The 24973-nt window shown below is 37.3% G+C and carries 20 protein-coding genes and 2 riboswitches; of the genes, 3 read left to right on the top strand and 17 right to left on the bottom strand.

Translation table 11 applies throughout. From position 1 onward, the window contains the following. Nucleotides 1-55: 55 nt before the first annotated feature. Nucleotides 56-592 carry a folate family ECF transporter S component gene (locus tag I586_RS16515; RefSeq protein ID WP_010763996.1) on the bottom strand — a complete coding sequence of 179 codons (537 nt, stop codon included), beginning with the start codon at nucleotides 590-592 and terminating at the stop codon, nucleotides 56-58. Nucleotides 593-900: 308 nt separating this feature from the next. Beyond that, nucleotides 901-1012: riboswitch (THF riboswitch) on the bottom strand. Between the two features lie 60 nt (nucleotides 1013-1072). Next, nucleotides 1073-1495: a methylglyoxal synthase gene (mgsA, locus tag I586_RS16510; protein ID WP_010763995.1), complete on the bottom strand. Its 423-nt coding sequence runs from the start codon at nucleotides 1493-1495 to the stop codon at nucleotides 1073-1075. 187 nt (nucleotides 1496-1682) lie between these two features. On the opposite strand from mgsA, the gene I586_RS16505 reads away from it, so the two are divergent. Then, complete coding sequence (locus tag I586_RS16505) at nucleotides 1683-2792, top strand: ABC transporter ATP-binding protein (protein ID WP_010763994.1); 1110 nt, start codon at nucleotides 1683-1685, stop codon at nucleotides 2790-2792. A gap of 56 nt (nucleotides 2793-2848) precedes the next feature. Here the strand turns inward: I586_RS16505 and I586_RS16500 are convergent, their stop codons facing one another. The 10 genes from I586_RS16500 to I586_RS16455 form a co-directional block, all read right to left on the bottom strand. Continuing rightward, complete coding sequence (locus tag I586_RS16500; protein ID WP_010763993.1) at nucleotides 2849-3481, bottom strand: hypothetical protein; 633 nt, start codon at nucleotides 3479-3481, stop codon at nucleotides 2849-2851. A gap of 168 nt (nucleotides 3482-3649) precedes the next feature. Then, nucleotides 3650-5314: a formate--tetrahydrofolate ligase gene (locus I586_RS16495; RefSeq protein WP_010763992.1), complete on the bottom strand. Its 1665-nt coding sequence runs from the start codon at nucleotides 5312-5314 to the stop codon at nucleotides 3650-3652. Between the two features lie 34 nt (nucleotides 5315-5348). Continuing rightward, nucleotides 5349-6536, bottom strand: coding sequence for a M20 metallopeptidase family protein (locus I586_RS16490; protein WP_010763991.1), 1188 nt, complete (start codon nucleotides 6534-6536; stop codon nucleotides 5349-5351). 195 nt (nucleotides 6537-6731) lie between these two features. Continuing rightward, complete coding sequence (gene gcvPB / locus I586_RS16485; RefSeq protein WP_010763990.1) at nucleotides 6732-8177, bottom strand: aminomethyl-transferring glycine dehydrogenase subunit GcvPB; 1446 nt, start codon at nucleotides 8175-8177, stop codon at nucleotides 6732-6734. Beyond that, the gene (gene gcvPA, locus I586_RS16480) at nucleotides 8174-9490 is read right to left on the bottom strand and encodes an aminomethyl-transferring glycine dehydrogenase subunit GcvPA (RefSeq protein WP_010763989.1); all 1317 of its coding nucleotides are present in this window, start codon (nucleotides 9488-9490) and stop codon (nucleotides 8174-8176) included. Before gcvPA ends, gcvPB begins: the two co-directional genes overlap by 4 nt. A 3-nt stretch (nucleotides 9491-9493) precedes the next feature. Further along, a complete protein-coding gene (gene gcvH, locus I586_RS16475; RefSeq protein ID WP_010763988.1) occupies nucleotides 9494-9877 on the bottom strand; it encodes a glycine cleavage system protein GcvH in 384 nt (127 codons plus the stop codon). A 24-nt stretch (nucleotides 9878-9901) separates the two neighbouring features. Then, complete coding sequence (gene gcvT, locus I586_RS16470) at nucleotides 9902-10987, bottom strand: glycine cleavage system aminomethyltransferase GcvT (protein WP_010763987.1); 1086 nt, start codon at nucleotides 10985-10987, stop codon at nucleotides 9902-9904. A gap of 184 nt (nucleotides 10988-11171) precedes the next feature. Further along, nucleotides 11172-11275, bottom strand: a riboswitch (glycine riboswitch). Nucleotides 11276-11731: 456 nt separating this feature from the next. Continuing rightward, complete coding sequence (rsmA, locus tag I586_RS16465) at nucleotides 11732-12613, bottom strand: 16S rRNA (adenine(1518)-N(6)/adenine(1519)-N(6))-dimethyltransferase RsmA (protein ID WP_010763986.1); 882 nt, start codon at nucleotides 12611-12613, stop codon at nucleotides 11732-11734. Beyond that, nucleotides 12610-13206 carry a ribonuclease M5 gene (gene rnmV / locus I586_RS16460; protein WP_010763985.1) on the bottom strand — a complete coding sequence of 199 codons (597 nt, stop codon included), beginning with the start codon at nucleotides 13204-13206 and terminating at the stop codon, nucleotides 12610-12612. The genes rsmA and rnmV overlap by 4 nt, the downstream gene beginning before the upstream one ends. Then, nucleotides 13203-13973, bottom strand: coding sequence for a TatD family hydrolase (locus I586_RS16455; protein ID WP_010763984.1), 771 nt, complete (start codon nucleotides 13971-13973; stop codon nucleotides 13203-13205). The genes rnmV and I586_RS16455 overlap by 4 nt, the downstream gene beginning before the upstream one ends. A gap of 152 nt (nucleotides 13974-14125) precedes the next feature. Between I586_RS16455 and I586_RS16450 the strand changes: the two genes are divergently transcribed. Next, nucleotides 14126-16303 (top strand): HelD family protein, encoded by a 2178-nt coding sequence (locus I586_RS16450; protein WP_010763983.1) that lies wholly within the window; start codon nucleotides 14126-14128, stop codon nucleotides 16301-16303. 172 nt (nucleotides 16304-16475) lie between these two features. Beyond that, nucleotides 16476-17066 (top strand): hypothetical protein, encoded by a 591-nt coding sequence (locus I586_RS16445; protein WP_010763982.1) that lies wholly within the window; start codon nucleotides 16476-16478, stop codon nucleotides 17064-17066. Between the two features lie 138 nt (nucleotides 17067-17204). On the opposite strand, the gene I586_RS16440 is transcribed toward I586_RS16445, so the two are convergent. From I586_RS16440 to I586_RS16420, 5 genes are all read right to left on the bottom strand, one after another. Next, nucleotides 17205-18443: a ring-infected erythrocyte surface antigen domain-containing protein gene (locus I586_RS16440; RefSeq protein ID WP_010763981.1), complete on the bottom strand. Its 1239-nt coding sequence runs from the start codon at nucleotides 18441-18443 to the stop codon at nucleotides 17205-17207. 194 nt (nucleotides 18444-18637) lie between these two features. Beyond that, the gene (metG, locus tag I586_RS16435; protein ID WP_010763980.1) at nucleotides 18638-20647 is read right to left on the bottom strand and encodes a methionine--tRNA ligase; all 2010 of its coding nucleotides are present in this window, start codon (nucleotides 20645-20647) and stop codon (nucleotides 18638-18640) included. Between the two features lie 155 nt (nucleotides 20648-20802). Continuing rightward, nucleotides 20803-21987: an NAD(P)-dependent malic enzyme gene (locus tag I586_RS16430; RefSeq protein ID WP_010763979.1), complete on the bottom strand. Its 1185-nt coding sequence runs from the start codon at nucleotides 21985-21987 to the stop codon at nucleotides 20803-20805. Nucleotides 21988-22008: 21 nt separating this feature from the next. Then, complete coding sequence (gene fumC / locus I586_RS16425) at nucleotides 22009-23373, bottom strand: class II fumarate hydratase (RefSeq protein ID WP_010763978.1); 1365 nt, start codon at nucleotides 23371-23373, stop codon at nucleotides 22009-22011. Between the two features lie 132 nt (nucleotides 23374-23505). Further along, nucleotides 23506-24894 (bottom strand): amino acid permease, encoded by a 1389-nt coding sequence (locus I586_RS16420; protein WP_010763977.1) that lies wholly within the window; start codon nucleotides 24892-24894, stop codon nucleotides 23506-23508. Nucleotides 24895-24973 lie beyond the last annotated feature (79 nt).

Raw genomic sequence — 24973 nt, 5'->3', positions numbered from 1 at the left:
AAAACAAAAAGCCCCAAACTGTTCCTGGGATGTAGGAATCGTTTGGGGCTTGATTTTATTTTAAATTCGTCAATGATTTACTTAAAAATTGCTTATAAGGAATTTTATTGCCTAAATAATAAGTGGCAACAACTTGTATCGGGAAAAAGATGATATTTTTCACGATTCTAGGTGCCCACCATGCAAGATTGGCTATATCTACTCCGTACATCAACCCAAGCCATAATGGGGTCAAAAACATATGAATAATCAATGTGACTGATAACGTCGCCATCACTACTCGTTTCCAAGTGAGTTCTTTTTTGTAATAGAAGAAACCATAAATAGCACCGGAAATAAATGCATTCAATGTAAACCCAGGAAAATAAGGTCCTTTAGGAAATAACAGCATACCCACAGTATCTGCTACAGCACTACCGATCCCTGTCCAAAATGGTCCAAACAGAATCCCCATCAATGATTCAGGGATAAAGGTAAAACTAATTCGTAAAAATTGCGTCTCAAACGAAATAAATCGCGTGAAAACCACCATTAACGCGATCAATAAACTCATCAGCGTAATAGTTCGTGTATCAATTTTTCTTTTCTTCATTTCTAGCATCTCCTCTAAGAGCTGCTACACACAATATGCAGCGAATGCGAAAACAAAACCGCGAATATCAGAAAAGCGGAACGAACTCTCTCAGCTTCGACTGAAAAATAGGAAAACATGACTGAGGTACTTTTTGCCTCATTCAGGTTTTATCTTTTTTCCGAGAAGCTAGTTCGTGCAGCTAGATCACAGAAGAGCGAAACGAACTTGTTCAGCTCTGACAGAAAAATAGGGAATACTGATTGTGGCGCTTTTTGCCATTAGCATTATTCATCTTTTTTCCGAAGAGCTAGTTCGTGTAGCCAGATCACAGAAAAGTGGAACGAACTGGTCTAGCTATTTCACTACTTTCATCTATCCTTCGTCCGAAAGGCAACATCCCATCCTTTCAGCACTTAACGCTTCATTTCCTACTCTGTTTTATTAGGCCTAAGCCTAAATGAAATATAGCATATTCCTTTGAGAGCTGCAACAAAATAGCTAAAAAGATAAGGGCTTATTATCAGTTTCGTGGACTACATTTCGAAAGTCTGCAAATCCGGCTTGCAATCCTCTTAATAAAATTTCAGCAGTTCCAATATTCGTCGCTAAAGGAATTTCATAAACATCACTCAACCGAATCAGCGCAGTAACGTCAGGCTCATGGGGTTGAGCTGCCAAAGGGTCGCGCAAAAATATCACCATATCTAATTTGTCCTCAGAGATCATTGCTCCAATCTGTTGATCTCCTCCTAAAGGGCCTGATTTAAATCGATGAACAGGTAATCCCGTAGCTTCTGAAATTTTCAAACCAGTCGTTCCTGTAGCAAATAATTCGTGTTCTTTTAATATTGGCTGATAAGCTAATGTCAATTTGACCATTAATTCTTTTTTTCGATCATGTGCTATCAATGCAATTTTCATTGTTGATCCCTCAATTCATTTCTTTTCCTCATTATAACAAAGACTTCTCGTATAGAGTTACAGGAACGATTGATTCATTGTCACTTTGACGAAAAAATACATTTTTTCTTGTGCACTCTTCCGTTGAGATTGTGTAGCGCTTTCATTTATACTAAGGATACAATAAAAAAAGAAAAGAGTGACGACAATGGTAGAAATGGCGTTAAAACATGTCTATAAAAAATATGATAATGCAGAGAATTATTCTGTAACAGATTTTAATTTAGAAATTGCAGATCGCGAGTTTATCGTTTTTGTTGGGCCTTCTGGTTGTGGTAAATCAACTACTCTACGTATGATTGCAGGACTAGAGGATATCACAGAAGGCGAATTATCGATTGGTGATAAAGTAATGAACGATGTTGCGCCTAAAGACCGTGATATCGCAATGGTTTTCCAAAACTACGCTTTATATCCTCATATGACTGTTTTTGACAATATGGCTTTTGGGTTAAAACTACGCAAATATGACAAAGCTGAAATAAAAAAACGTGTAGAAAATGCGGGTGAAATTTTAGGTTTGACTGAATATCTACATCGTAAACCAGCTGCTTTATCGGGCGGACAACGTCAACGTGTTGCCTTAGGTCGTGCAATCGTTCGTGATGCCAAAGTGTTCTTGATGGACGAACCATTATCTAACTTAGATGCAAAATTACGTGTCGCAATGCGTGCAGAAATTGCTAAGTTACACCGCCGTTTAGAAACAACTACTGTTTATGTTACTCATGACCAAACAGAAGCAATGACAATGGCTGATCGTATCGTCATTATGAAAGACGGTTTTATTCAACAAATCGGTTCACCAAAAGAAGTTTATAATACGCCAAACAATGTTTTCGTTGCGGGCTTTATTGGCTCCCCTGCTATGAATTTCTTCAACGTTACCCTAAATAATGGTGTGATACGCGACGGCCATGGACTAGAATTGATCATCCCAGAAGGAAAAAATAAATTATTAGTGGAAAAAGGCTATGAAGGAAAATCAGTTATTTTTGGTATTAGACCAGAAGATATTCACAGTGAACAAGTTGCTTTAGATACTATGAATGACGCCGTTGTTCGCTCGGAAGTTGTCGTATCTGAATTACTTGGTGCAGAAACAATGCTTTATACCAAATTAGGTGATACAGAGTTTATTTCTAAAGTTGACGCTCGTGATTTCCATCAACCAGAAGAAATGGTCGACTTAGCGTTTAATATCAATAAAGCCCACTTCTTCGATCCAGAAACTGAACAAGTGATTAAATTACCTTAAATAGTCTAAAATACTTTGTCAAAAAGAGGAGCAGCGTGTAAACCGCTGCTCCTCTTTTATTGTTGTGGTTCGATCTCTTGGGGAAGATGGTCCACTTTTATTTGTTCCACTTTTTTAGCCTGACTAAATACTGGAATATCAAATTGTTTACTTAATGCATTTGCCACAAAATACGCAATGTTGTAATCGATCAAACTATGAATCAAGCCACCTAGTCCCATCAATAAAAAAAGTGAATACATGTACCCTTGTGTATAATAGGTTTCTGGCAGATTTCCCATTGTATAAAAAACACTTACTACAGCTAATTCTGCAGCAGAATGTATTAAGCCGATCACAAAATTAAATAATTGAAAACGACCATTGAACAACACAACCTTATTTCTCGATAAAACGATTGTTGGATGTTTTTGTAAATATAGTGCACCTATTACGGCAAAGAGTATATGAGAAAGTGCTCGTAATGCAATGATCGGTGTTGCTGATAGAAAAAAACCAAAACCCGTTCCTAACGTAACTGCGATCGCAACGCCAGGCGAAAAAAACATCGCTAAAAATACTGGAACATGACTAGCTAAAGTAAATGAAGCAGGTCCTATCGTGATTCTTGGCATGACCATTGGTATGATGATCCCCATTGCCACTAATAACGCTGAAATCGTTAAATGTCTAACTGAATTTTTTTTCATATTCCCTCCTATGTGTCTTGACATATATGATAGTGTTTATTTTAAAGGAGATTGACCTATGTGTCAAGACACATAATCGATTTAGTTTAATGGAATTCCTCATAAAAAATAGCTCAATCACTTAATCAACGTGATTGAACTATTTCTTTTATAATACTTCGTTTTATTCTAAAAAAGACCAACAATTCTCCCATTTGAATCAACATCGATTTTTTCATACGCTGCTTTTTTCGGTAACCCAGGCATTGTCATCACAGTTCCTGTATATGCTACGATAAATCCTGCCCCAGCTGATATTTTGATATTACTGATTGTTATCGCAAAATCAGTGGGTCTTCCTAGTTTAGTTTGGTCATCTGAAAGTGAATACTGTGTCTTCGCCATACAAATCGGTAAGTGTCCGAAACCTAGTTTTTCTAGTTTGGCCATTTCTCTTTCAGCAATAGGTTCATAACGAACATCATTTCCACCATAAACTTTCTCCACAACTGCTCGGATTTTTTCTTTGATCGATAGGTCATCCGGATAAGCAAAGGAAAAATTATTTTCCTGTTCAGCTAGACGAACAACTTCGTGCGCTAATTCTTCGCCGCCAACACCACCGTTCTCCCATACATTAGAAAGAACAACATTTACATTTCGTTTTTGACATTCTTCTTTGACAAGTTCAAGCTCCGCATCTGTATCTGTAGGAAACTTATTAATAGCAACAACCGTTGGTAAGCCAAATACAGTCGTAGTATTTTCAATATGTTTTAGTAAATTCGGTAGCCCTTCTGTCAACGCTGCCACATTTTCAATGTCTAGTTGATCTTTGGGTACACCACCATGCATTTTAAGGGCACGAACAGTTGCTACCACAACGACTGCTGCTGGACGAATACCTGATTTTCGGCATTTGATATCGATAAATTTTTCAGCACCTAAATCTGCGCCAAAACCACCTTCGGTTACAACATAATCGGCTAATTTTTTAGCTGTCTTCGTCGCAATCACGCTATTACAACCATGAGCAATATTTGCAAACGGACCACCATGGATCAACGCTGGATTATTTTCCAATGTTTGAACTAAATTAGGCTTGATGGCCTCTTTCAATAGTGCCGTCATCGCCCCTTGTGCATTCAATTCTCTAGCTGTCACTGGTTGATTTTCATAGGTGTACCCAATAATGATATTTCCTAGATTTTCTTTTAAATCTTCGATATCATTCGATAAACACAAAATAGCCATAATTTCTGAGGCAACGGTGATTTCAAAGCCATCTTCTCTAGGAACACCATTGACCCTAGCGCCTAAACCATCCACAATATTTCGTAACTGCCGATCGTTCATGTCTACGGCTCTTTTCCAAGTGATACGACGATTATCAATCCCTAGCTCATTCCCTTGAAAAATATGATTATCAATAATTGCAGCCAATAAGTTATTTGCCGCTCCAATCGCATGGAAATCACCAGTAAAATGGAGATTGATATCTTCCATAGGAACAACTTGTGCATAACCGCCTCCAGCAGCCCCACCTTTTATTCCAAAAACAGGGCCCAAAGAAGGTTCTCTTAAAGCGATAATAGCCTCTTTGCCAATTCGATTCAAAGCATCTCCTAAGCCTACAACAGTTGTCGTTTTCCCTTCTCCAGCAGGCGTCGGCGTAATGGCCGTAACTAAGATCACTTTACCGTCTTTATTTTCTTTGATTTTTTCAACTTCGATTTTTGCTTTATATTTCCCATATAATTCAAATTGCTCTTCATCTAGCCCAATTTTGTTTGCTACTTTAGCGATTGGCAACATCATTGCTTCTTGCGCTATCTCGATATCCGTTTTGTTCACTTTTGCCCCTCCACTTCAGTAAAATTTATAAAAATCAGTTATTTTTCAGCCAAGACATTGCCATATCCGTATATACTTTTGCTCCTTCAACCAAGACAGATTCATCAAAAACAATCGCTGGGTTATGCAGGTTGATGTTTTCTTCTGACGCAACTAATAAAACAGTCGTAGTTGGAATCAACTGACTGATTTCACCGAAATCTTCACTTCCCATAAGAGGTGTTGATATTGGAATTGAAACGATTCGTTCAGCACCAAATGTCTCTGTTAAGGATTCTTTCGTAAATGCAGTTAGCTCAGGGTCGTTGACGTTTGTTGTACAACCATTCGTAAAAATCACTTCAGCTTCCGCACGAAACGCTTTTGCAATATTTTCAGCCATTTCAGTCATTCGCTCTTTAACTTGCACACGTACTTCTTCTTTTAAGGTTCGTAAAGTTCCTTTCATTACGGTTGTTTCTGGAATGATATTTGAGGCACCCGGCGTCCCACCAGTAAATTCACCAATGGTCAAGACAAAACGTTCTTCTGAACCGATTTCTCTTGCGGAAAGTTCTTGTAGTGCTGTATAAATATGAACCGCCACATTGATTGGATCAATCGCAGTCTCTGGTTGTGAACCATGTCCACCTCGTCCTTTGATAGTGATCTCAAACCAATCCGCACTCGCCATAAACGTTCCTGCTGGTGTCGGCATGATTTGTCCTGCTTTAAATCCTTCAAAAGGAAAAACATGGATCATCATCCCAGCATCGACTTTTGGATTTTCTAAAACATGATTTTCGATACAAACTTTAGAACCTGAAAGAATTTCTTCACCCGGTTGAAACAATAATTTCACTTGACCTTCTAATTCATTTTCAAATTCTTTTAATAGTTTAGCTGCGCCAAGTAACATCGTCGTGTGCATATCGTGACCACAAGCATGCATATAGCCATTTTCAGATTTAAATGGTAGATCCGTCAATTCTTGAATAGGTAGAGCATCCATGTCACCGCGTAATAAAAATATTTTCCCACTCTTTTTACCAGCGACTACGGTGACACCTGATTCGCCACAAGATTGTGGATCATAGCCATATTCTGTAAGCTTTCCTTTTACAAAAGCAACCGTATTTGGCAATGCCATTCCAATCTCTGGGTTCTGATGAAGATGTCGTCTAATTTGAATCAATTCTTCTTGTAACGTGTCAGCAATTCTTTTTTGTTTTTCTGTCAGCATTCTTTTTCTCCTTTTCATTTAAAACTAAGCTACTTTTTAAAACCAATCGTAAAACCAAAGCTAACGAATAAGAAGTCTCTCTTATTATAGTAACAAATAATTCAGATAATTTGCTTTTTTTTTAGTAATTTTTATGGCTTTAAACATTTTAGCTTATCTAAATTTGATCTTTTCCTGAAAGAGGAGTTCCTTAAACTAAATGCTCTTACTGCTAAAATCATATCGAACGATTGGGTGTCTAGCCGCCCGAACTTCGTCCACTCGATGAATTTGAGCATGAAGTGGATAAGCATGAAACACTTCTGGTGTTTGATACGCTTGTTCATAAAGCTTGCGGTAAACTGCAATTGCATCGTCCATTCGTTCTTTAGATTCTGTTTCCGGTGGTTCTACCATTAACGCTTCTGGCACAGTAAGTGGAAAATACATGGTTGGTGGATACATTTTATGATCTAAGATTCCTTTAGCTACATCTAAAGCTGTAATACCCGTTTCTTTTTTCAATTTATCTAAACTGATAACAAATTCATGCATACAAGTTTCACCATAGGGTACTTCAAAAATATCTTTTAATTTATGAAGCATATAATTAGCGTTCAGCACCGCACTTTTAGAAGCCGAAGCAATTCCTTCTGATCCTAAAAATAAAATATACGTCAACGCACGCAAAAAGACTGAAAACTGCCCATAAAATCCTTTAACTAACCCAATTGAATGTTCTGGTTTAGTAAATGAAATTTTTTCTCCTTCTTTCACTGGATAGTAGTTAGGTAGAAATGGTGTCAGTAGCGTTTTACATCCTACAGCACCTGAACCAGGTCCGCCGCCGCCATGTGGTGTCGAAAACGTTTTGTGTAAATTTAAGTGAATGATATCAAATCCCATATCTCCTGGTCGCGCAACGCCCATGATTGCATTTAGATTCGCACCATCATAATAATTCAAGCCTCCAGCATCATGAACGATTTTGGTTATTTCTAAAATATTCTTATCAAAAATCCCCGCTGTATTAGGATTTGTCAGCATCAAACCAGCCGTATCCTCTCCAACAGATTCCTTCAACGCTTCAATATCAACACATCCATATTTATCAGACGGAATATTTACTGTGATCATTCCTGTCATCGCTACACTTGCAGGATTTGTCCCATGGGCGGAATCGGGCACAATAATTTTATTTCTTTGTGATTGACCATTTTTTTCATGATAGGCTTTAATCATTAACAAACTTGTAAATTCGCCATGTGCTCCAGCTGCTGGTTGAAACGTAATCGCATTCATCCCAGTAATTTCTTTTAATAACCTTTCGGCCATAGTAAAGATCTCTAGAGACCCTTGCACTGTATGCTCTGGTTGTAGTGGATGAATCGCAGCAAAAGCAGGATAAGCTGCGATTTCATCATTGATTTTAGGATTGTATTTCATAGTACATGAACCAAGTGGATAAAAGCCATTGTTGATTCCAAACGTTGCATTCGCTAATTCTGTATAATGGCGACTGATTTCTGGTTGTGGTAGCGTTGGTAAATGCAACTCTTTTTTTCGTTTCATTTCTTCTGGAATAGCTATGGTCGGCACATCACAAGGTGAAACCATATCATTGTGATATCCTTCTACGCTGCGTTCAAAAATCAGTTTCATTGTCCACACGCCTCCTTCACCAATACAATCACTTCATCGATCTGTTCTTTCGTATTCATTTCTGTTACACACCATAATAACCCTTGGTCTGTCGGGTATCCACCTAAGATGTCATGTTCTTCTAATTTTGCTAGTATCACTTCATTTGGCACAGGAAATGTTAAGATAAATTCGTGGAAAAACGGACTATCATTGTTTCGTTTTACACCTTTGATTTGACTCAGTTGGTCTGCTAAATAATGCGCTTTGCTGTAACATTGTTCCGCGATTTCTTGAATACCACGTGCGCCCATCGTGCTCATGTATACTGCATTTGTTAATGCACAAAGAGCTTGATTTGAACAAATGTTAGAAGCCGCTTTCTCTCTACGAATATGTTGCTCTCGTGCTTGCAAGGTCAAAACAAAGGCACGATCACCCGCTTCATCTACCGTTTCACCCGCAATCCGTCCTGGCAATTTCCGCATCATTTTTTCTTTTGTAGCAATAAAACCAATATACGGCCCACCAAACGCTAACGGTAACCCAAAAGGTTGGGAATCACCTACTGCAATATCTCCTCCTACTTCACCAGCAGTTTTCAACACAGTACTCGCTATAGGATTTACACTCATAATAAATTTTGCCTTTGCTTCATGGACTATTTCAGCCATCGCTTCCACCGGTTCGATCCCACCATAATAATTTGGCTGTTGAACAATAAAACAAGCACTAGTATCATCCAGCTTTTCTTGTAACACCGCTAGATCTGTCAATCCGTTCTTTTCAGGAATCATGATAAATTCAATTTCTCTGGAACCGAAATACGTTAATGCGGTTTGGATCGTCATAGGATTGGTCGTCTCTGAAATCAAGACTTTTAATCGTTTTTTCTCTAAACACATATTGATTGCTTCAGCTGCAGCTGTTGCACCATCATAAACGGACGCATTCGTAGCATCCATTCCAGTGATTTCACAAATCATCGTTTGGTATTCAAAAATCGATTGCAATAGTCCTTGGCTGATTTCTGGTTGATACGGCGTATAAGAAGTCATGAATTCTTCTTTCGCTGAAATTTGTTTCACTATCGCTGGAATGTAATGATTATAAGCGCCTGCACCTCGAAAAATACTTGAAAAAACATGATTCTTCTTCCCGATAGTTTCCAAAATACGTCGCACTTCAAATTCTGACTTTCCAGCAGGAATATCAAGTTTATCCACAATCATCTCTTTGGGAAGATCTTTATAAAGATCACTCATCTCTTTTAAACCAATCATCTTCAACATTTCTTGTTGTTGTTGTTCTGTTGAGCCAAGATAGTTACCCATTCATTATGCCTCCTCAGATTCTTCGCAGAATTTCTTATATTCTTCAGCGCTTAATAAATCCTCGATTTCTTCGACCCCCTCCACTTCAATCAACCATGTATCTAAGGGAGCGGAATTGATTAATTCGGGATTATCAATCAGTTCTTCGTTAATAGCAGATACCTTAGCTGTAAGTGGTGAATACGCTTCTGAAACGGCTTTAACAGACTCTATATCCGCAAATGACTCCCCTTTAACAACCTCATCACCTTCATCTGGCAAATCAATAAACACAATATCCCCTAATTGATCTTGTGCAAAATCTGAAAGACCAATTTTAACTTTTTCACCATCAAAAAGTACCCATTCATGTGATTTTAAAAACTTCAATTCTTCTAATTTTGCCATATTAAACGACTCCTTCTTTTTCAATTATTTTTTTACAAACGGTATTTCTACAACTTCAGCTGCGATTTTTTTACCTCTGACTTCCACCTCTATCAAAGAGCCAATAACGACGCTTTCCTTTTCAACTAAAGCCATTGCACAAGCTTTATTGATATAGGGACACATAGTGCCGGAAGTGGTCTGACCAATTTTCTTTTCGTTAAAGTAAACATCGGCTCCTTCACGAACAATTCCTCGATCTGTTAATTGCAATCCTATTCGAGTGATTTTCGGTTCTCCTCTTTCAATAATTGCTTTTTTACCAATAAAATCCTTTTTTTGCATTTTTACAGCGAAACTTAGGTCTGTTTCAAGTGGTGTGATTTCTTCGTTCATTTCATGTCCATAAAGTGGCATTCCAGCTTCTAAACGCAAAGTATCTCGAGCTCCTAATCCACATGGAATAATGCCTAATGATTTTCCTGTTTCCAATAATAAATGCCATAACGTAACTCCATCTTCCGGTCGACAATATAATTCATACCCAAACTCGCCTGTATAGCCTGTCCGTGACAAAATACAACTCACGCCACCGACATCAGCATGTTCAGTAAAACTATAGTATTTTTTGGGAATATCTTCTTCTTTTATTAACTGTCCGATCATCTCTTTGGCGTTTGGTCCTTGTAACGCAAGTTGAACATACTGATCTGATTGATCTGAAAATGTAACTTCACCAAATAAATGTTGTTTCATCCAAGATACATCTTTCGCTCTATTTGCTGCATTGACCACTACTAAATATTTGTCGTCACTGCATTTATAAACAAGTAAATCGTCAATCACACCGCCATTATCATTACACATCAAAGCGTATCTAACTCGTCCAATTTCTAAATTACTAAAATCATTTGTTAATACATACTGCAAATTTGCTAAAGCGTCTTTTCCTTCATAAACGACTTCTCCCATATGAGAAACATCGAATAATCCTACTTGATTTCGAACAGCTAAATGTTCTTTGATCACGCCACTCCCTTTGTATTGAACAGGCAATGTATAACCAGCAAATGAAACCATTTTCCCGCCTGCTTCAAGATGGGCATCGTATAAAGGTGTTTTTAAATCCATCGTTTTTACTCCTTTGCTTTTTTATTTATACTTTGTGTTTCTCTGACACCCCCAAGTCAAATAAACTATATAAAAACAGAGGAACAGGCATCTTAAAAAAATGCCTGTTCCTCTGTACAAAACCTGAGAGATTCGTCTTCATTATGAAGAGTTGCTCCTTCGGTGCTTCCGCTTTCCAGAGTGATGTCCAATTACGGTCCATTTACCTGAGATCTTCATGATCAATGGTTTGCCCCACTGATTATTTATTCCTTCGGTGCTATGACTAGTCTCTCCCGTAATTCTCTTCCATCTAATTTTAGATTATGCTTAGCATTCCCATTGAAGTACTAAATAAAGGTGTTTGGTCAATGTTGATTGAATTTCAACGTACTGATATCTCTATATTCATTCTCGCATACCCTTTTTATTTTTTCAAAATTCTGAACTAGGATTTCTAGTTTTTTGAAAGAATGTACGGATTCTACGAATAGATCGTTTCTATATAGTTTTAAGAAGATGATTATGGCTTATACATACTCCTTTTCCTTGTTGATTTCCTTTGTCTGTAAGATGAGCATAGTTCTTATCATGACACTCGAAAGAAAGCGCTTTCTAACTATAATTATCCTTGATATTTCAAAAAAGTCAATATCTTATTCTACTTAATTTACATAAAGTCGAAATAAACTTTTTCAATTTTAGAGCAAAAAAAAATAGACTGAGAAACTAGGCGATTCTCTCGATCTATTTCTTTGTTCATTTTTAGCGGTTCGCTTCCAATGCATTACTCAAACGACCAAACTCTGCTAATGATAACGTTTCTCCACGACGTGAAGGATCAATTTCAGCATCAGCTAAGCTTTTTGTAAGCCAAGCTTTTGTTTGATCATCTTTACCGTAGAAATGAATTAAATTGTTCCATAGTGTTTTACGACGTAATTGGAATGAGGCTTTTGTCAATTTGAAAAACTCTTTTTCATTTGTAACTTCTACCGCTGGTTTTTCTCGTTTTGTTAACTTGATAATGGCAGAGTCAACATTTGGCTGCGGAATAAAGACTGTTTTTGGTACGATAAACGCAATACTTGCTTCCATAAAATACTGAACAGCGATCGATAACGAGCCATACGCCTTCGTTCCGGGTTTGGCTGAAATACGATCTGCAACCTCTTTTTGCATCATCACGATCATCTCTTGTACCTCTAAATCAGACTCTAAAAAGTGCATCATGATAGGTGTCGTGATGTAATAAGGTAAATTGGCAACGACTTTGATCGGCAGCTCTTGTTCAAAAATCTCATTCGTTGTACCAACCAAATCCGCTTTAAGTACGTCGTTATGAACAACAGTAACATTCTTGTAAGGACTCATTGTGTCTTCTAAAACAGGTATCAAGCGATCATCGATTTCAAAAGCTAAAACGTGTGCCGCATTTCTTGCCAATTGTTCTGTCAACGCACCGATGCCGGGACCAACTTCAACCACATTTGTTTGTGCATCAATTCCTGCTGTTTCAACGATCTTTCTTAAAATATTGGGTTCTGTTAAAAAGTTTTGTCCTAAACTTTTTTTGAATGAAAAGCCGTGCTTCTTCAAGATTTCTTTTGTTCTTGAAGGTGTGGCTATTTCTTTATATTCTGTCAAATTGATTCCTCCGATTTTTCACTAGGTAGTTCGTTTATGTTAGCCATTGCATCTATCAATTCTTTTTCTGTGATCCGAAACATTTTCAATCGCTTCGTTAATTGCTTGCTGTTCGTATAACCAATACGTAATTCATCGCCTAGCTTTTCACGGCGCTCTTTCGCACGGTTACCCGCAATTAAACCATATTCAATCAAGGTTTGTCTAGGTATTTCTTGATAATCGTCTACTTGATTAACAGGTGTGACGATTTTCTCCAGTGCTTCTATAATCGCCTCATCACTGGCATGCTCTACTCCTAAACTATTTCCTTTTCTTTTTGGTGCAGCAAGTTGTCGTGAAAGAAACGCATGTTTAGCATCTGGCACAACTTCCATGATCGTTTTACGGATTTTTTCACCTGAGAAATCAGGATCAGTAAAAATAATGACACCACGTGTTTCTTGTGCATGTTCGATTTGAGCTAAAATATCCTCATTGATTGCAGAGCCAATCGTTTCAATGGTATCGGCATCCACTACTTCTTGAATTCGTCTAGTATCGTCTTTTCCTTCAACGACAATAATTTCTTCTATTCTCAACTTATCAGTCATTTAGCTAACCTAAATAAGCGATGCGCATTGTTGGTAGTTTGTGTTGCGATTTCTTCAAATGGCATGTCTCGCAATTCTGCGATTTTTTCCACCACATAACGAGTATAACCTGGTTCATTACGTTTTCCTCTATATGGAACGGGTGCCAAATACGGTGCATCTGTTTCAACTAACAAGCAATCTAATGGTACGACCTTTGCTACTTCTTGTACTTCTAGCGCCTTTTTGAATGACACAACTCCACTAAGCGAAATATGCATGCCCATGTCTAAAAATCTTTCCATCCATTCTGGATCACCACTAAAGCTATGCATAATGCCACCAATGTCACGAATATCTTCTTCTTTTAAAATCTTATACGTGTCTTCCATCGCATCTCTAGTATGTATACTGATGGGCAATTTCATTTCTTTGGCAATCGCGATTTGACGTCGAAACACGCGATCCTGAACTTCTTTAGGATCTTCCATCCAATAATAATCTAGGCCAATTTCGCCAAGTGCAACCACTTTTGGTGTTGTTAATAACTGCTGCAATTTTTTCTCGATTTCAGGTGTATAACTTCCAGCTTCAGTTGGATGCCACCCGATAATACTTTGGATTTCTTTATATTGTTGGCTAAGTTCTAAAGACTTTTCGATCGTTGGTGTATCAAAACCAACCACTGCCATCTCTGTTACACCTAATTCTTTCGCACGTTCAATTGTTTCTGGAATATCTTCATTAAATTGCTCTGCATTTAAATGGGTATGAGAATCAAAAATCACGTAAATCCCTCCTCTATCTTCTATACTTTATCACATTTCAACCAAAATCTGAATGGACAGCACCGATAAATTATCAGCTTCTTATAATTGCTTTATTTAATAAAATAGCTTATACTATTCGGTCACGGCAATTTATGTCAGGAGGAACCAATATGTCAAACGAGCGCACACAAGAAACTCAATACCTACAAAAGGTTTACAAGGAATTGAGCCAGGCAAAAGATACCTACAAAACCGCTATTGATGAAGTGAATACTACAGGAAAATCGGTATTAGAACAATTTGGTGGCGATACAAAATTAAATTTTGACAGTTATTCAGATAATCTAGAGACTTTTGCTATGATGGAAATGAAGAATCGAGAAATCGATCAACTAAATATTCAAAATGCAACTGCCGTAAAGCAACTAGAAAAAGTGGAGCGACTACTTAAAGTTCCTTATTTTGGAAAAATCGATGTAACATTTTTAGATGATGATTCTGATCGTGATGTTTTTTATATTGGAATGAACGACTTCACAACGCTTGAAGGAGAGTCACGAATCTATGACTGGCGTTCGCCGATTGCCTCACTTTTTTATCATAATGTCTTAGGTAAAAGTCGTTACTTTGTTAATAACAATGAAATCCCAGTCAACTTGAATCTGAAAAGACAACTAATCATTGAAGAAGATCGTTTAATCAACTTCTTTGACACAACACTTGCGATTCAAGATGATATTTTACTTCATTCTCTAGAAGCAGATTCTTCTCAATATATGAAAGATATTACGACAACGATTCAACAAGAGCAAAATGAAATCATTCGAGATGAACGTCACCCCTTGCTTTTAGTCAACGGGATCGCTGGTAGTGGAAAAACATCTGCAATCATGCAGCGGATTGCTTATTTACTGTATAATCATCGGACCCAAATTACAGCTGACGATATTTTACTGCTCTCTCCTAATTCGACCTTTATTGATTATATTTCCCAAGTGTTACCGAATTTAGGCGAGCGAAATCCGTTAAATTTAACCTTGCTACAATTTCTTAAATTTACATTCCGTGAAAAATCACCCATCGAAAGTGAGTCGACCTATTTCAAAAGAATTACTGCAGAATCGGTGGACGCACAACAAAAAGTGCTTCAATCAAAGGAATTTGTGACGTTCATTCAAGCTTTTCGGGATGCTTCATTGATTCAACAGTCTTTATTTAAACCAATCTTATTTAAACGAAAACCACTATTTTCTGCTGAACTGATTTTTGGCTTATACCAAGAAACACCGACAACTCTATCAATCAGGGAGCGTCTTTCGGCAACAAAAGAAAAATTATCGAGTTTATGGAATCGTTACTTAATCAAACAATCGAAGTCTAAGCAAATGATCGATCAAATGCAAGATTTGACTGAAGCAGAGCAGTTACGCTATTTTGATACAACATTTGCTGAAGAAGATGAGGAACAATTAGCAGAATTTGCTCTTCAACGTTTGCAGCAAAAATACCGCAAAGTAGTCGATGCAATCGCTGATTTCACTTGGTTTGATCAATGGCTACTTTTTGAGGCTTTATACCAAAACTATCAACAAGAGCAGTATGTTAAACCAACGAAAGCTTATACAGCGGACGAAGTAGTCGTACTTTTATTGATCAAAGATATGTTTATTGAAGATTTATCGAACCGACAAATGGCTTTTATTTTAGTAGATGAAGTGCAAGACTATACAGAAGCGCAAATTCTTTTATTGCTTACATTATTTCCACAAGCAAACTTTACGTTAGCTGGCGATGAAAATCAGGCGATCTTTAATACTTCGATTAGTTTTATCGAATTACAAGATTTATTATCTGCTTCTAGCCGATCGGTTACTTCTTATCAATTATTGAACAGTTATCGCTCAAGTAAAGAAATCACTCAGCTTTTTCAAATGTTTGTAACCAATCATGAAAAGCTCAACATTGTATCCATTCGAAATGATGGGGAAAAACCTGTGTTTATCCATTCTGAAGATGAACAAGCTTATTTAGAGTCCGTTGCTTCACTTTTGAATTCCTTAACACAAAAAGAAGATACTGTAATTATTACAAAAACAGTATCCGAAGCGGAGCGCTTGGAGAAGCTACTTCTACAAAAAAATGATGCTCTAGATGCTCAGATCCTTTCAATCGATATGGCAAAAGGACTGGAATTTGATAATGTGATCATTCATGATCCTTCAACCTTGCATTATGGCTCATCTGAACGAGAGAAAAAAATTCTCTATACCGCAATTTCTCGTGGCATGAAACAAGTATTTCTACCTTATATTGGAGAACTTTCTGAATTATTTACCATAAGGAAATAGGGCACGTTAATAGATAACCTCTAAATTCGAATAATTGACTCCACATTCAGACCTTAATCAAATCTTAAAAACATCAGACTAAAAGACCGACTTTAGCCTGATGTTTTTTCCTTTATTCAGCAGTAAACTTAACTACAATCCAGCTATTTAATTTGATAGGAGTGAGTGCTTTTTGAAAAATTTTTTTGAGGAATCTGACTTTCTACAATCAACGATCAAAAAAAATGTAACGATACAGAGAAAGCCACAGATCAATACAGTTTGGCATTGGGTATTGTTGATTCTCTTTGGTCTTTTGGCCTATGGAAGCATGACACAGCAATTTCTATTAATTGCGCTGTTTATTGCAATTGCTGCAATCGTAAAAGGTCCGTTAATGCTTTTATGGGGAGCTATCTACTCCGCTTTGATTGCATTTTTCCCACCACTTGGCATTGTGTTATCTATTTTATTTTTCTTACTCAATCTTGGAACTATCGCAAAAAGCTGGCGCATTTCTTTAACAAGTGCTTATTTTTATTTGGTGCCTCTACTTGGCGGTATTCTTCGATCTATTAGTAAAAATGAGCCCAATTATGTCGTTTGGCTTTTCGTTGGATTCAGTCTACTTGGTCTTCACTTTTTGCTTAATTGGCTATACAAAAATAATAGTTTAAGCCGAACTTTGACTTGGTCGATCATTTGCGTGCCTTATGCAATAGTGATCATGTTTTTACCAACTCGTTTCCGTCGATTTAAATCAAATAAAAAGCTCAAATTTTAGTTCCCTCCTCACCAAAATCTGTTCTCTATTTTACTAGTGAAGGGCTGTGACCTCATAGGCTTCGTGTTCTCAAAAAAAACGAGAGTTTTGTAGCTAATTTTTAGTTTAGCTACAAAATCCTCGTCTTTATTTTTTTCTTTAAATAGTTCCAGCATCTAATGCTTTATCCAACGCCTCATTTAATTTTTTCATTTGTTCTTCATTGAAGATTTCTTTCGCGCCTTCGCGTGCTTCTTTTGCATTTTCTTCTGTCACCGCACTTGGATTTGCTTCGATTTGCTCAATCATTTCATCTAATTGATCGTCCATCAGTTTTTGGATCTCCGGATCATCTTTTAAGTCGCTATAATCGATTGAATCATCTTCTAAATCCAAATCAGAATCTAAATCATCGAAAGGTGAAGCTGTTATATTCTCTAGAATAGCCTCTAAATCATCTTGACTAATAATTTCTTTTTTAGATGGCATTTTGATTTTCTCATCATTTTTTTGTGGCGTAACAGCCAATGTCATAACCATACTCATTTCAGCATCTTCTTCATCGATCGTTGAAAAAGCAATTTCAAAATCAAACGCCTTTGATTTTTGATTGATGCTGACTTTTAGATCTAGTTTATCGATATCCTTTTTCAATGACTTGATGGCATCTTTCATTTCTTTAGCATCATCTGACTTTTTATAGTCTTTGTTTTCCTTAGCAACTTCATCTATTTTTTCCATTATTTGGATGATTTCTTTTTTAGTAAATGTGTGTGTCACAACGTCTTTGTCTTTTTTAAATGATTGTTTATCAAAGCTTTCAATCAACCTTTTAACTTCGATTCCCATTTTGGAATCCTCAGCATTTGTAAGTGAATTATTTTTTAAAGGATCTGTTTTCTTGTCTAGTTCACCTGAAGTAAGGGTATCTCCTGCTTCAGCAATATCAATGTATTTCCCTTTTAACTTATTCAAATCACTTTTGCTAAGCTCAATTGGATAGTCGAATGAATTCGCTAAATCTATTAATCCTGAGACAAAACTTGTCGACATGTAATAGTTGTCTTCGTTCCCAACAAATTGGAATGGCAATTTTTCACCAAATAAATTCGCTGTAATGTCCATTTTCATAGTATCAGTCTTATCATCGATCGCATATTTTCCATCAATACTCATGTCTTTCAATTGGCTCGCGATCATTTTTACATACGCGCCGCCTTCATCCCCATCGTAAGCTAAATCTTTGATTTTCATTTTGAAGCTTGCTGCGTTATAGTCGTCCCCTTTAATACTAAATAATGCTTTGGTAAAATCTTTCCGTGGATCTGATCCACATGCTGCTAATAAAAATATCGCAACTACTGTAAAAATCCCTACTACATACTTCTTTAATCTCATCCCATATTCTCCTTGTTTGCATACTCTATTTTTTGTTCTTCTAAATAATAATACAACAAATCTACTTTTTTTGATATGTTTGCTAACATTATTTATCAAATTGGTTTAAATCGTACACCCTTTTAAAAATAAAAAAACGATCCCAGCAAACTGCTTGCGGATCGTTTTATTTATATGGTTGTACCTTTTAAATACTAAGCAATAATCGCACCATTCGGCATGTCTTTCGGTGCATCGATGATCTGTAATTTTCCATCAGGAGATTCAGCGGAAAGAATCATTCCTTGACTGATTTGCCCACGCATTTTTCTTGGTTTCAAGTTCGCGACGATCACGACTTTTTTACCAATCAACGTACTTGGATCTGAATAAAATTCTGCAACACCTGAAAGAATTTGACGGTCTTGTTCGTCGCCTGCATCTAAACGGAACTGCAAGAGTTTATCTGCACCTTTCACTTTTTTACAATCAATGACTTCTGCTACTTTTAACTCAACTTTATCAAAATCTTCATACTTGATTTCTTTTTCTTTCGTTGAAACAAGTTCAGTCTCTTCTGGATCCCATTTGATTTCTTCAGTTGTAGTTTGTGTATTTTGTGCCATTTTCTTTTGAATATAAAGAACTTCTGTCTCAATTTCCAAACGAGGGAAAATTGGTGTCCCTTTTGCGATTACCTTTATTTTTGTCGGAAATTCACCAAAATGAATCTCTTCCATGTTCATCGTATCAGGATCTAAGCCTAGTTGTTCAAAGATTTTTGTTGGTGTTTCAGTCATGACTGGTTGTAAAAGAATCGCTACGATACGTAAACTTTCAGCTAAATGAACCATCACGCTATCCAACTCATTTTTCTTCTCTTCATCTTTCGCTAAAACCCATGGTTGTGTTTCGTCGATATATTTATTAGCGCGCGAAATCAATGTCCAAACTTCAGCAATCGCCGTATTGAATTCCATTTTTTCCATCGCTTCATGATATTTACCGATCACATTAGCTGCCGTTGTTGATAGTTCACTATCAAATGGCGTCACTTTAGAAGCGTAAGTTGGAACATGTCCTTCGCAGTATTTATTGATCATCGCAATCGTACGATTCAACAAATTGCCTAAGTCATTGGCCAAATCATAATTCAAACGAGATACAAAATCTTCCGGTGTAAAGACACCATCACTACCAAAAGGAATAGCTCGCAATAGGTAATAACGTAACGCATCTAGACCATAACGATCAACTAAGATTTCTGGATAAACAACATTGCCTTTTGATTTAGACATTTTTCCATCTTTCATCAATAACCAGCCATGTCCAAAAATTTTCTTAGGTAACGGTAAGTCTAGTGCCATCAACATGATCGGCCAGTAAATCGTGTGGAAACGTACAATCTCTTTTCCAACCATATGAACATCTGCCGGCCAATATTTTTGGAATAAGCTATCATCATCTGAACCATAGCCTAATGCTGTAATATAGTTCGATAACGCATCGATCCAAACATAAACCACATGTTTTGGATCATTAGATAATGGAATCCCCCATGAGAAAGTCGTACGAGACACCGCTAAGTCTTCTAAACCTGGTTTAATGAAATTATTGATCATTTCATTTTTACGTGATTCTGGTTGGATAAATTCTGGATGTTCGTTGTAATACGCCAACAAACGATCCGCATATTTACTCATACGGAAAAAATAAGATTCTTCTTTGACTAATTCTACTTCATGACCACTTGGTGCTTTACCACCAATTACTTTGCCATCTTCATCACGGTACACTTCAGCTAGTTGTGTTTCTGTGAAATATTCTTCATCTGAAACAGAATACCAGCCTTCGTATTCGCCAAGATAGATATCTCCTTGTTCTAGTAAACGATCAAAGATTTGTTGTACTGCTTTTTTATGGTAATCATCTGTTGTACGGATGAATTTATCATAGCTAATGTCCAGTGTTTTCCACAACTTTTGAACATCTGCTGCCATTTTATCCACATATTCTTTCGGTGTAACGCCTAATTCTGAGGCTTTATTTTCAATTTTTTGTCCATGCTCATCCACACCTGTTAAGTAAAATACATCAAAGCCCATCAAACGTTTATAACGAGCCATCGCATCACAAGCAATCGTTGTATAAGAATTGCCGATATGTAGTTGTCCACTTGGATAATAAATCGGGGTAGTAATATAAAATGTTTCTTTTTCTGACATGCAGAAACATCCTCCTTCTAGCATTCTCTTGAATTTACTCCTAAATAGTATACCACACTTGCCTTTATTGAACTAGAAATCCTTATATTTTCTATCAAGAAAAAAGGGTCCGCCATTTCTATTTTTTTTAAACTGGCGGAAACTTCTAGTTTAGATTAGTGTTCCTTTCTAATGACCCCATCTTGTACAGCTGTTTCAGCTACTTCTCGAATGATGACTTCTACTAATTCTTGATTAAATGGTGAGGGAATAATGTATTCGCTCGTTAATTCAGAATCTGGGATGATTTCTGCAATTGCTTTAGCTGCGGCTAATTTCATATTTTCAGTGATTTTTGTAGCGCCAGCCACGAAAGCACCTTTAAATAGTCCAGGAAAAGCTAACACATTGTTGATTTGATTTGGATGATCTGAACGCCCCGTTCCGACTACCGCTGCTCCTGCATCGATTGCATCTTGATAATCAATTTCTGATTCAGGATTAGCCATTGGAAATACAATAGCACCAGCGTTCATCGACGCAACCATTGCTTTAGAAACCAACTTAGGTGCTGAAACACCAATAAAAACATCCGCCCCAACCATTGCTTCCGCTAAAGAACCATTGAACTGTTCTTCATTCGTGATTTCTACGATTTCTTTTTCTAAAAAGTTCATTGGTCGCTTCATCGTCTTAGATAATGCACCATCAATGTTAAATGCAATGATTGTTTTCACGCCAAAATGATGCAGCATTTTGATGATTGCACTCCCTGCCGCTCCTGTTCCAGACACAACAACTTTGATGTCATCCACTTTCTTATTCACTATTTTAAGCGCATTGATCAACGCCGCGATCGTAACGATTGCGGTTCCATGTTGATCATCATGAAAAACGGGAATATCCAATTCTTCAATCAGTGTACGTTCAATTTCTACACAACGAGGAGCAGAGATATCTTCTAAATTGATTCCCCCAAATGTTGGAGCCATTGCTTTGATGATAGTAATAATTTCTTTTGGATCTTTTGTATCTAAACAAATGGGAATAGCATCGATTCCAGCAAATTCTTTAAACAATAATGCTTTTCCTTCCATAACAGGCAGTGCTGCCTTAGGGCCAATATCACCTAATCCAAGAACTGCCGTTCCGTCTGTTACAACTGCTACGGTGTTGCCCTTCCATGTATAATCATACACTGAATTTGGTTTTTCATAGATTTTTCTACATGGTTCAGCTACTCCTGGTGTATAGGCTAAGGATAGGTCTTCTTTTGTTTTCACTTCAACTTTTGAATGGATATCAATCTTTCCTCGCCATTGTTTGTGGGCTTTTAATGCTTCTTCATAAATATCTGCCATTTTTTTCATTCCTTCCCATGTTTATTGACCCAGCATCTGCTCAGGTTTGACCCACCGTTCGTATTCTTCTTCTGTAACAAGTCCTAACGCTTGTGCTGCTTGTTTTAATGTGGTGTTTTCTTCAAACGCTTTTTTAGCAATTTTAGCACCATTATCATACCCAATATGAGGATTTAACGCTGTTACAAGCATTAAAGACTGCTCCACATATTGCGTCATTTTTTCCTGATCTGCCTTGATTCCGACCAAACAATTTTGATCAAATGAACGCAGTCCATCTGTTAATAACACAATACTTTGAAGCAAATTATATGCAATTACTGGCATATAGACATTCAATTCAAAGTTTCCTTGTGAGGCACCGATTCCAATCGTCGCATCATTTCCCATGACTTGAATCGCAACCATCGTCAATGCTTCACATTGAGTGGGATTGATTTTACCTGGCATAATAGAACTACCTGGTTCATTAGCTGGAATCGTGATTTCACCTAATCCACTTCTTGGTCCACTTGCCATCCAGCGGATATCGTTCGCCATTTTCATCATATTTGCTGCAAGCGCCTTTAATGCTCCAGAAGTAAAAACAACAGCATCTTTACTTGCTAACGCATGAAATTTATTTGGATTCTCTGAGAAATCTAGGGCTGTTTCTTCATTTAAATTCTTAAAGAATAGCGCAACATATTCCTTTGAGGCATTCAGTCCAGTCCCCACTGCTGTACCACCGATAGCTAATTGTTTGAGCTCTTTTAACGTCAACATCAACATCTGGTAGCTATGTTCTAAACCAGAACGCCATCCACTGATTTCTTGAGCGAAAGTCACTGGCGTTGCATCTTGTAGATGAGTTCGGCCGATTTTTATAATTTTTTCGTTTTCAGCCTCTAAACTATGCAACGTTTGAATCATCTGGTTCATTACAGGAAAAAGTTGGTGTTCAATCAATTGCACCGCTGCTATGTGTATCGCACTCGGAAAAACATCATTCGAGCTTTGAGACATATTGACATGATCGTTCGGATGAACGGTTACACCCTTTTCACTCGCTAAGTGTGCAATAACTTCATTAACGTTCATATTTGTTTGTGTACCGCTACCTGTTTGCCACAAGGATAAAGGAAACTGTTCAGCCACTTCGCCTTTAATGATTGTATCGGCTGCCTCTTGAATGGCTTCGCTGATTTTCGGCTCTATCTTGCCTGTTTCCTCATTTGCTTTAGCCGCATTCTTTTTTATTAAGGCCAACGCTTGAATAAGAGCATCGGGCATTTTTTCTATACCAATGTTAAAATTTTGCCGACTACGCTCAGTTTGTGCTCCCCAAAGTGCGGTTTTTGGAACGTTGATTTCTCCCATAGAATCCTGTTCGATACGAAATGACATTCTTTTGCCTCGCTCTCTTTCTTTGTTTACTATCACTATACTGTAAACGAATCACGATTTACAGTATAATTCCTTTATTTTCGGAAAAGACAGAAAAAAATCAGCAATCCTTTCGATCACTGATTTCTATGTTTAATTTTTGGTTTTTCCTTCATTACTGTGTCTGTATCCATAAGCAAAATAAATGATAAAACCTAACACTAAAGCTATTGCGAAAGCTTTCCATGTTGCTGCTTGTAATTGTAACATCAACCCAATACTCACAATGACCAATAAAATCGGGACAAGAGGTACAAACGGAATTTTAAATTCTCCCGGTTTTGGCTGTCCTGCTACTTTCCTTAGGCGAATAATACCGATCGCCATCACAATCAAGTACATCAATGTTACAATATTCGTCAACTCAGCCAATAGCTCCATCGGGACAACTCCAGCGAAAATCATCGTACATATTCCAGCAACATAAGTTGCATTTTTAGGTGTCCGATTTTTTTCATCTATTTTACTCATAAATTTCGGTAATAGTCCGTCTTTACTAATGGCATAAATAATTCTAGCCAAACTGTACATCATCGAAATTGTCACTGTTAAAAGAGTCAAAATCGCCCCAACAGAAATGATACCTGCCACACCATCACGTTGAACAAAGCGCATCGCAAACGCCACTGGATCTTTCACACCTAAAACATCAAATGGCACGATCCCAGTCAAAACTAACGTTACAATCACATACAAAACAGTCGCAATGATAATCGATCCAATAATTCCTTTAGGAATATCTTTTTGCGGGTCTTTCACTTCTTCCGCTGTCATACTTACTGCATCAAATCCTAAAAAAGCAAAAAAGACAACAGCAGCGCCACTTACTACACCTGAAAAGCCAAATGGCATAAACGGCTGCCAATTATCTGGTTTCACATAAAAGATTCCAACCACCAAAAAGAGCGCAATAATCCCAAACTTAACAAATACCATGACATTATTTAAGCGTAAAGCTGTTTTTGCCTCTAATGATACCCAAAATGTAACCGCTAAAAGAACGAGCATCGCAATCAAATCAACATAAGTACCCTTTGCTGGATTGTAAGCGCCACTCAATGCTTTGGGTAAATCCACACCCAGACTATTTAAAAATCCATGAACATAACCCGACCAACCTGAAGCCACTGAGGAAACGGCTAGAAAGAATTCACAAATCACTAACCACCCCGTCATCCAAGCGACAAGTTCTCCAAAAACAACATACATATAGGCATATGGCCCACCGATTGCCGGGATTCTTGATGCAAATTCCGCATAACATAATCCAGCTAAAACAATGGCTCCAGCCGCAACTAAAAATGAAAGCGACAGTGCCGGTCCTGCATATTGTTCAGCTGCAACGCCCGTCACTACAAAAATCCCAGTTCCAACAATCGCACCGATCCCAAGCATGATCAGATCCATTGTTTTTAACTCTTTTTTCATTGAACTTGGCTCACTTGAAACCGCCGTCAGCTCTTTTTTACGAAACATTGACATTTCTTTTCCTCCAATAAAAATCATTCCATCTTATCATGTGAATAATCGTAAAATTTCCTCATAAAAATAAGCGTAAATA

Source organism: Enterococcus moraviensis ATCC BAA-383 (genome assembly GCF_000407445.1).
Taxonomy (GTDB): Bacteria; Bacillota; Bacilli; order Lactobacillales; family Enterococcaceae; genus Enterococcus_L; species Enterococcus_L moraviensis.
This window is presented reverse-complemented; position numbering and strand designations above follow the sequence as displayed.

Coding starts and splice junctions, on each gene's coding strand:
- gcvH (WP_010763988.1), bottom strand. CDS start 9,877: ATGGCAAAATTAGAAGAATTGAAGTTTTTAAAATCACATGAATGGGTA.
- rnmV (WP_010763985.1), bottom strand. CDS start 13,206: ATGACTGATAAGTTGAGAATAGAAGAAATTATTGTCGTTGAAGGAAAA.
- I586_RS16440 (WP_010763981.1), bottom strand. CDS start 18,443: ATGAGATTAAAGAAGTATGTAGTAGGGATTTTTACAGTAGTTGCGATA.
- I586_RS16420 (WP_010763977.1), bottom strand. CDS start 24,894: ATGTCAATGTTTCGTAAAAAAGAGCTGACGGCGGTTTCAAGTGAGCCA.
- mgsA (WP_010763995.1), bottom strand. CDS start 1,495: ATGAAAATTGCATTGATAGCACATGATCGAAAAAAAGAATTAATGGTC.
- metG (WP_010763980.1), bottom strand. CDS start 20,647: ATGTCAGAAAAAGAAACATTTTATATTACTACCCCGATTTATTATCCA.
- I586_RS16515 (WP_010763996.1), bottom strand. CDS start 592: ATGAAGAAAAGAAAAATTGATACACGAACTATTACGCTGATGAGTTTA.
- fumC (WP_010763978.1), bottom strand. CDS start 23,373: ATGTCATTTCGTATCGAACAGGATTCTATGGGAGAAATCAACGTTCCA.
- gcvPA (WP_010763989.1), bottom strand. CDS start 9,490: ATGGGTAACTATCTTGGCTCAACAGAACAACAACAACAAGAAATGTTG.
- I586_RS16430 (WP_010763979.1), bottom strand. CDS start 21,987: ATGGCAGATATTTATGAAGAAGCATTAAAAGCCCACAAACAATGGCGA.
- I586_RS16490 (WP_010763991.1), bottom strand. CDS start 6,536: ATGCTGACAGAAAAACAAAAAAGAATTGCTGACACGTTACAAGAAGAA.
- gcvPB (WP_010763990.1), bottom strand. CDS start 8,177: ATGAAACTGATTTTTGAACGCAGCGTAGAAGGATATCACAATGATATG.
- I586_RS16450 (WP_010763983.1), top strand. CDS start 14,126: ATGTCAAACGAGCGCACACAAGAAACTCAATACCTACAAAAGGTTTAC.
- gcvT (WP_010763987.1), bottom strand. CDS start 10,987: ATGGATTTAAAAACACCTTTATACGATGCCCATCTTGAAGCAGGCGGG.
- I586_RS16505 (WP_010763994.1), top strand. CDS start 1,683: ATGGTAGAAATGGCGTTAAAACATGTCTATAAAAAATATGATAATGCA.
- I586_RS16500 (WP_010763993.1), bottom strand. CDS start 3,481: ATGAAAAAAAATTCAGTTAGACATTTAACGATTTCAGCGTTATTAGTG.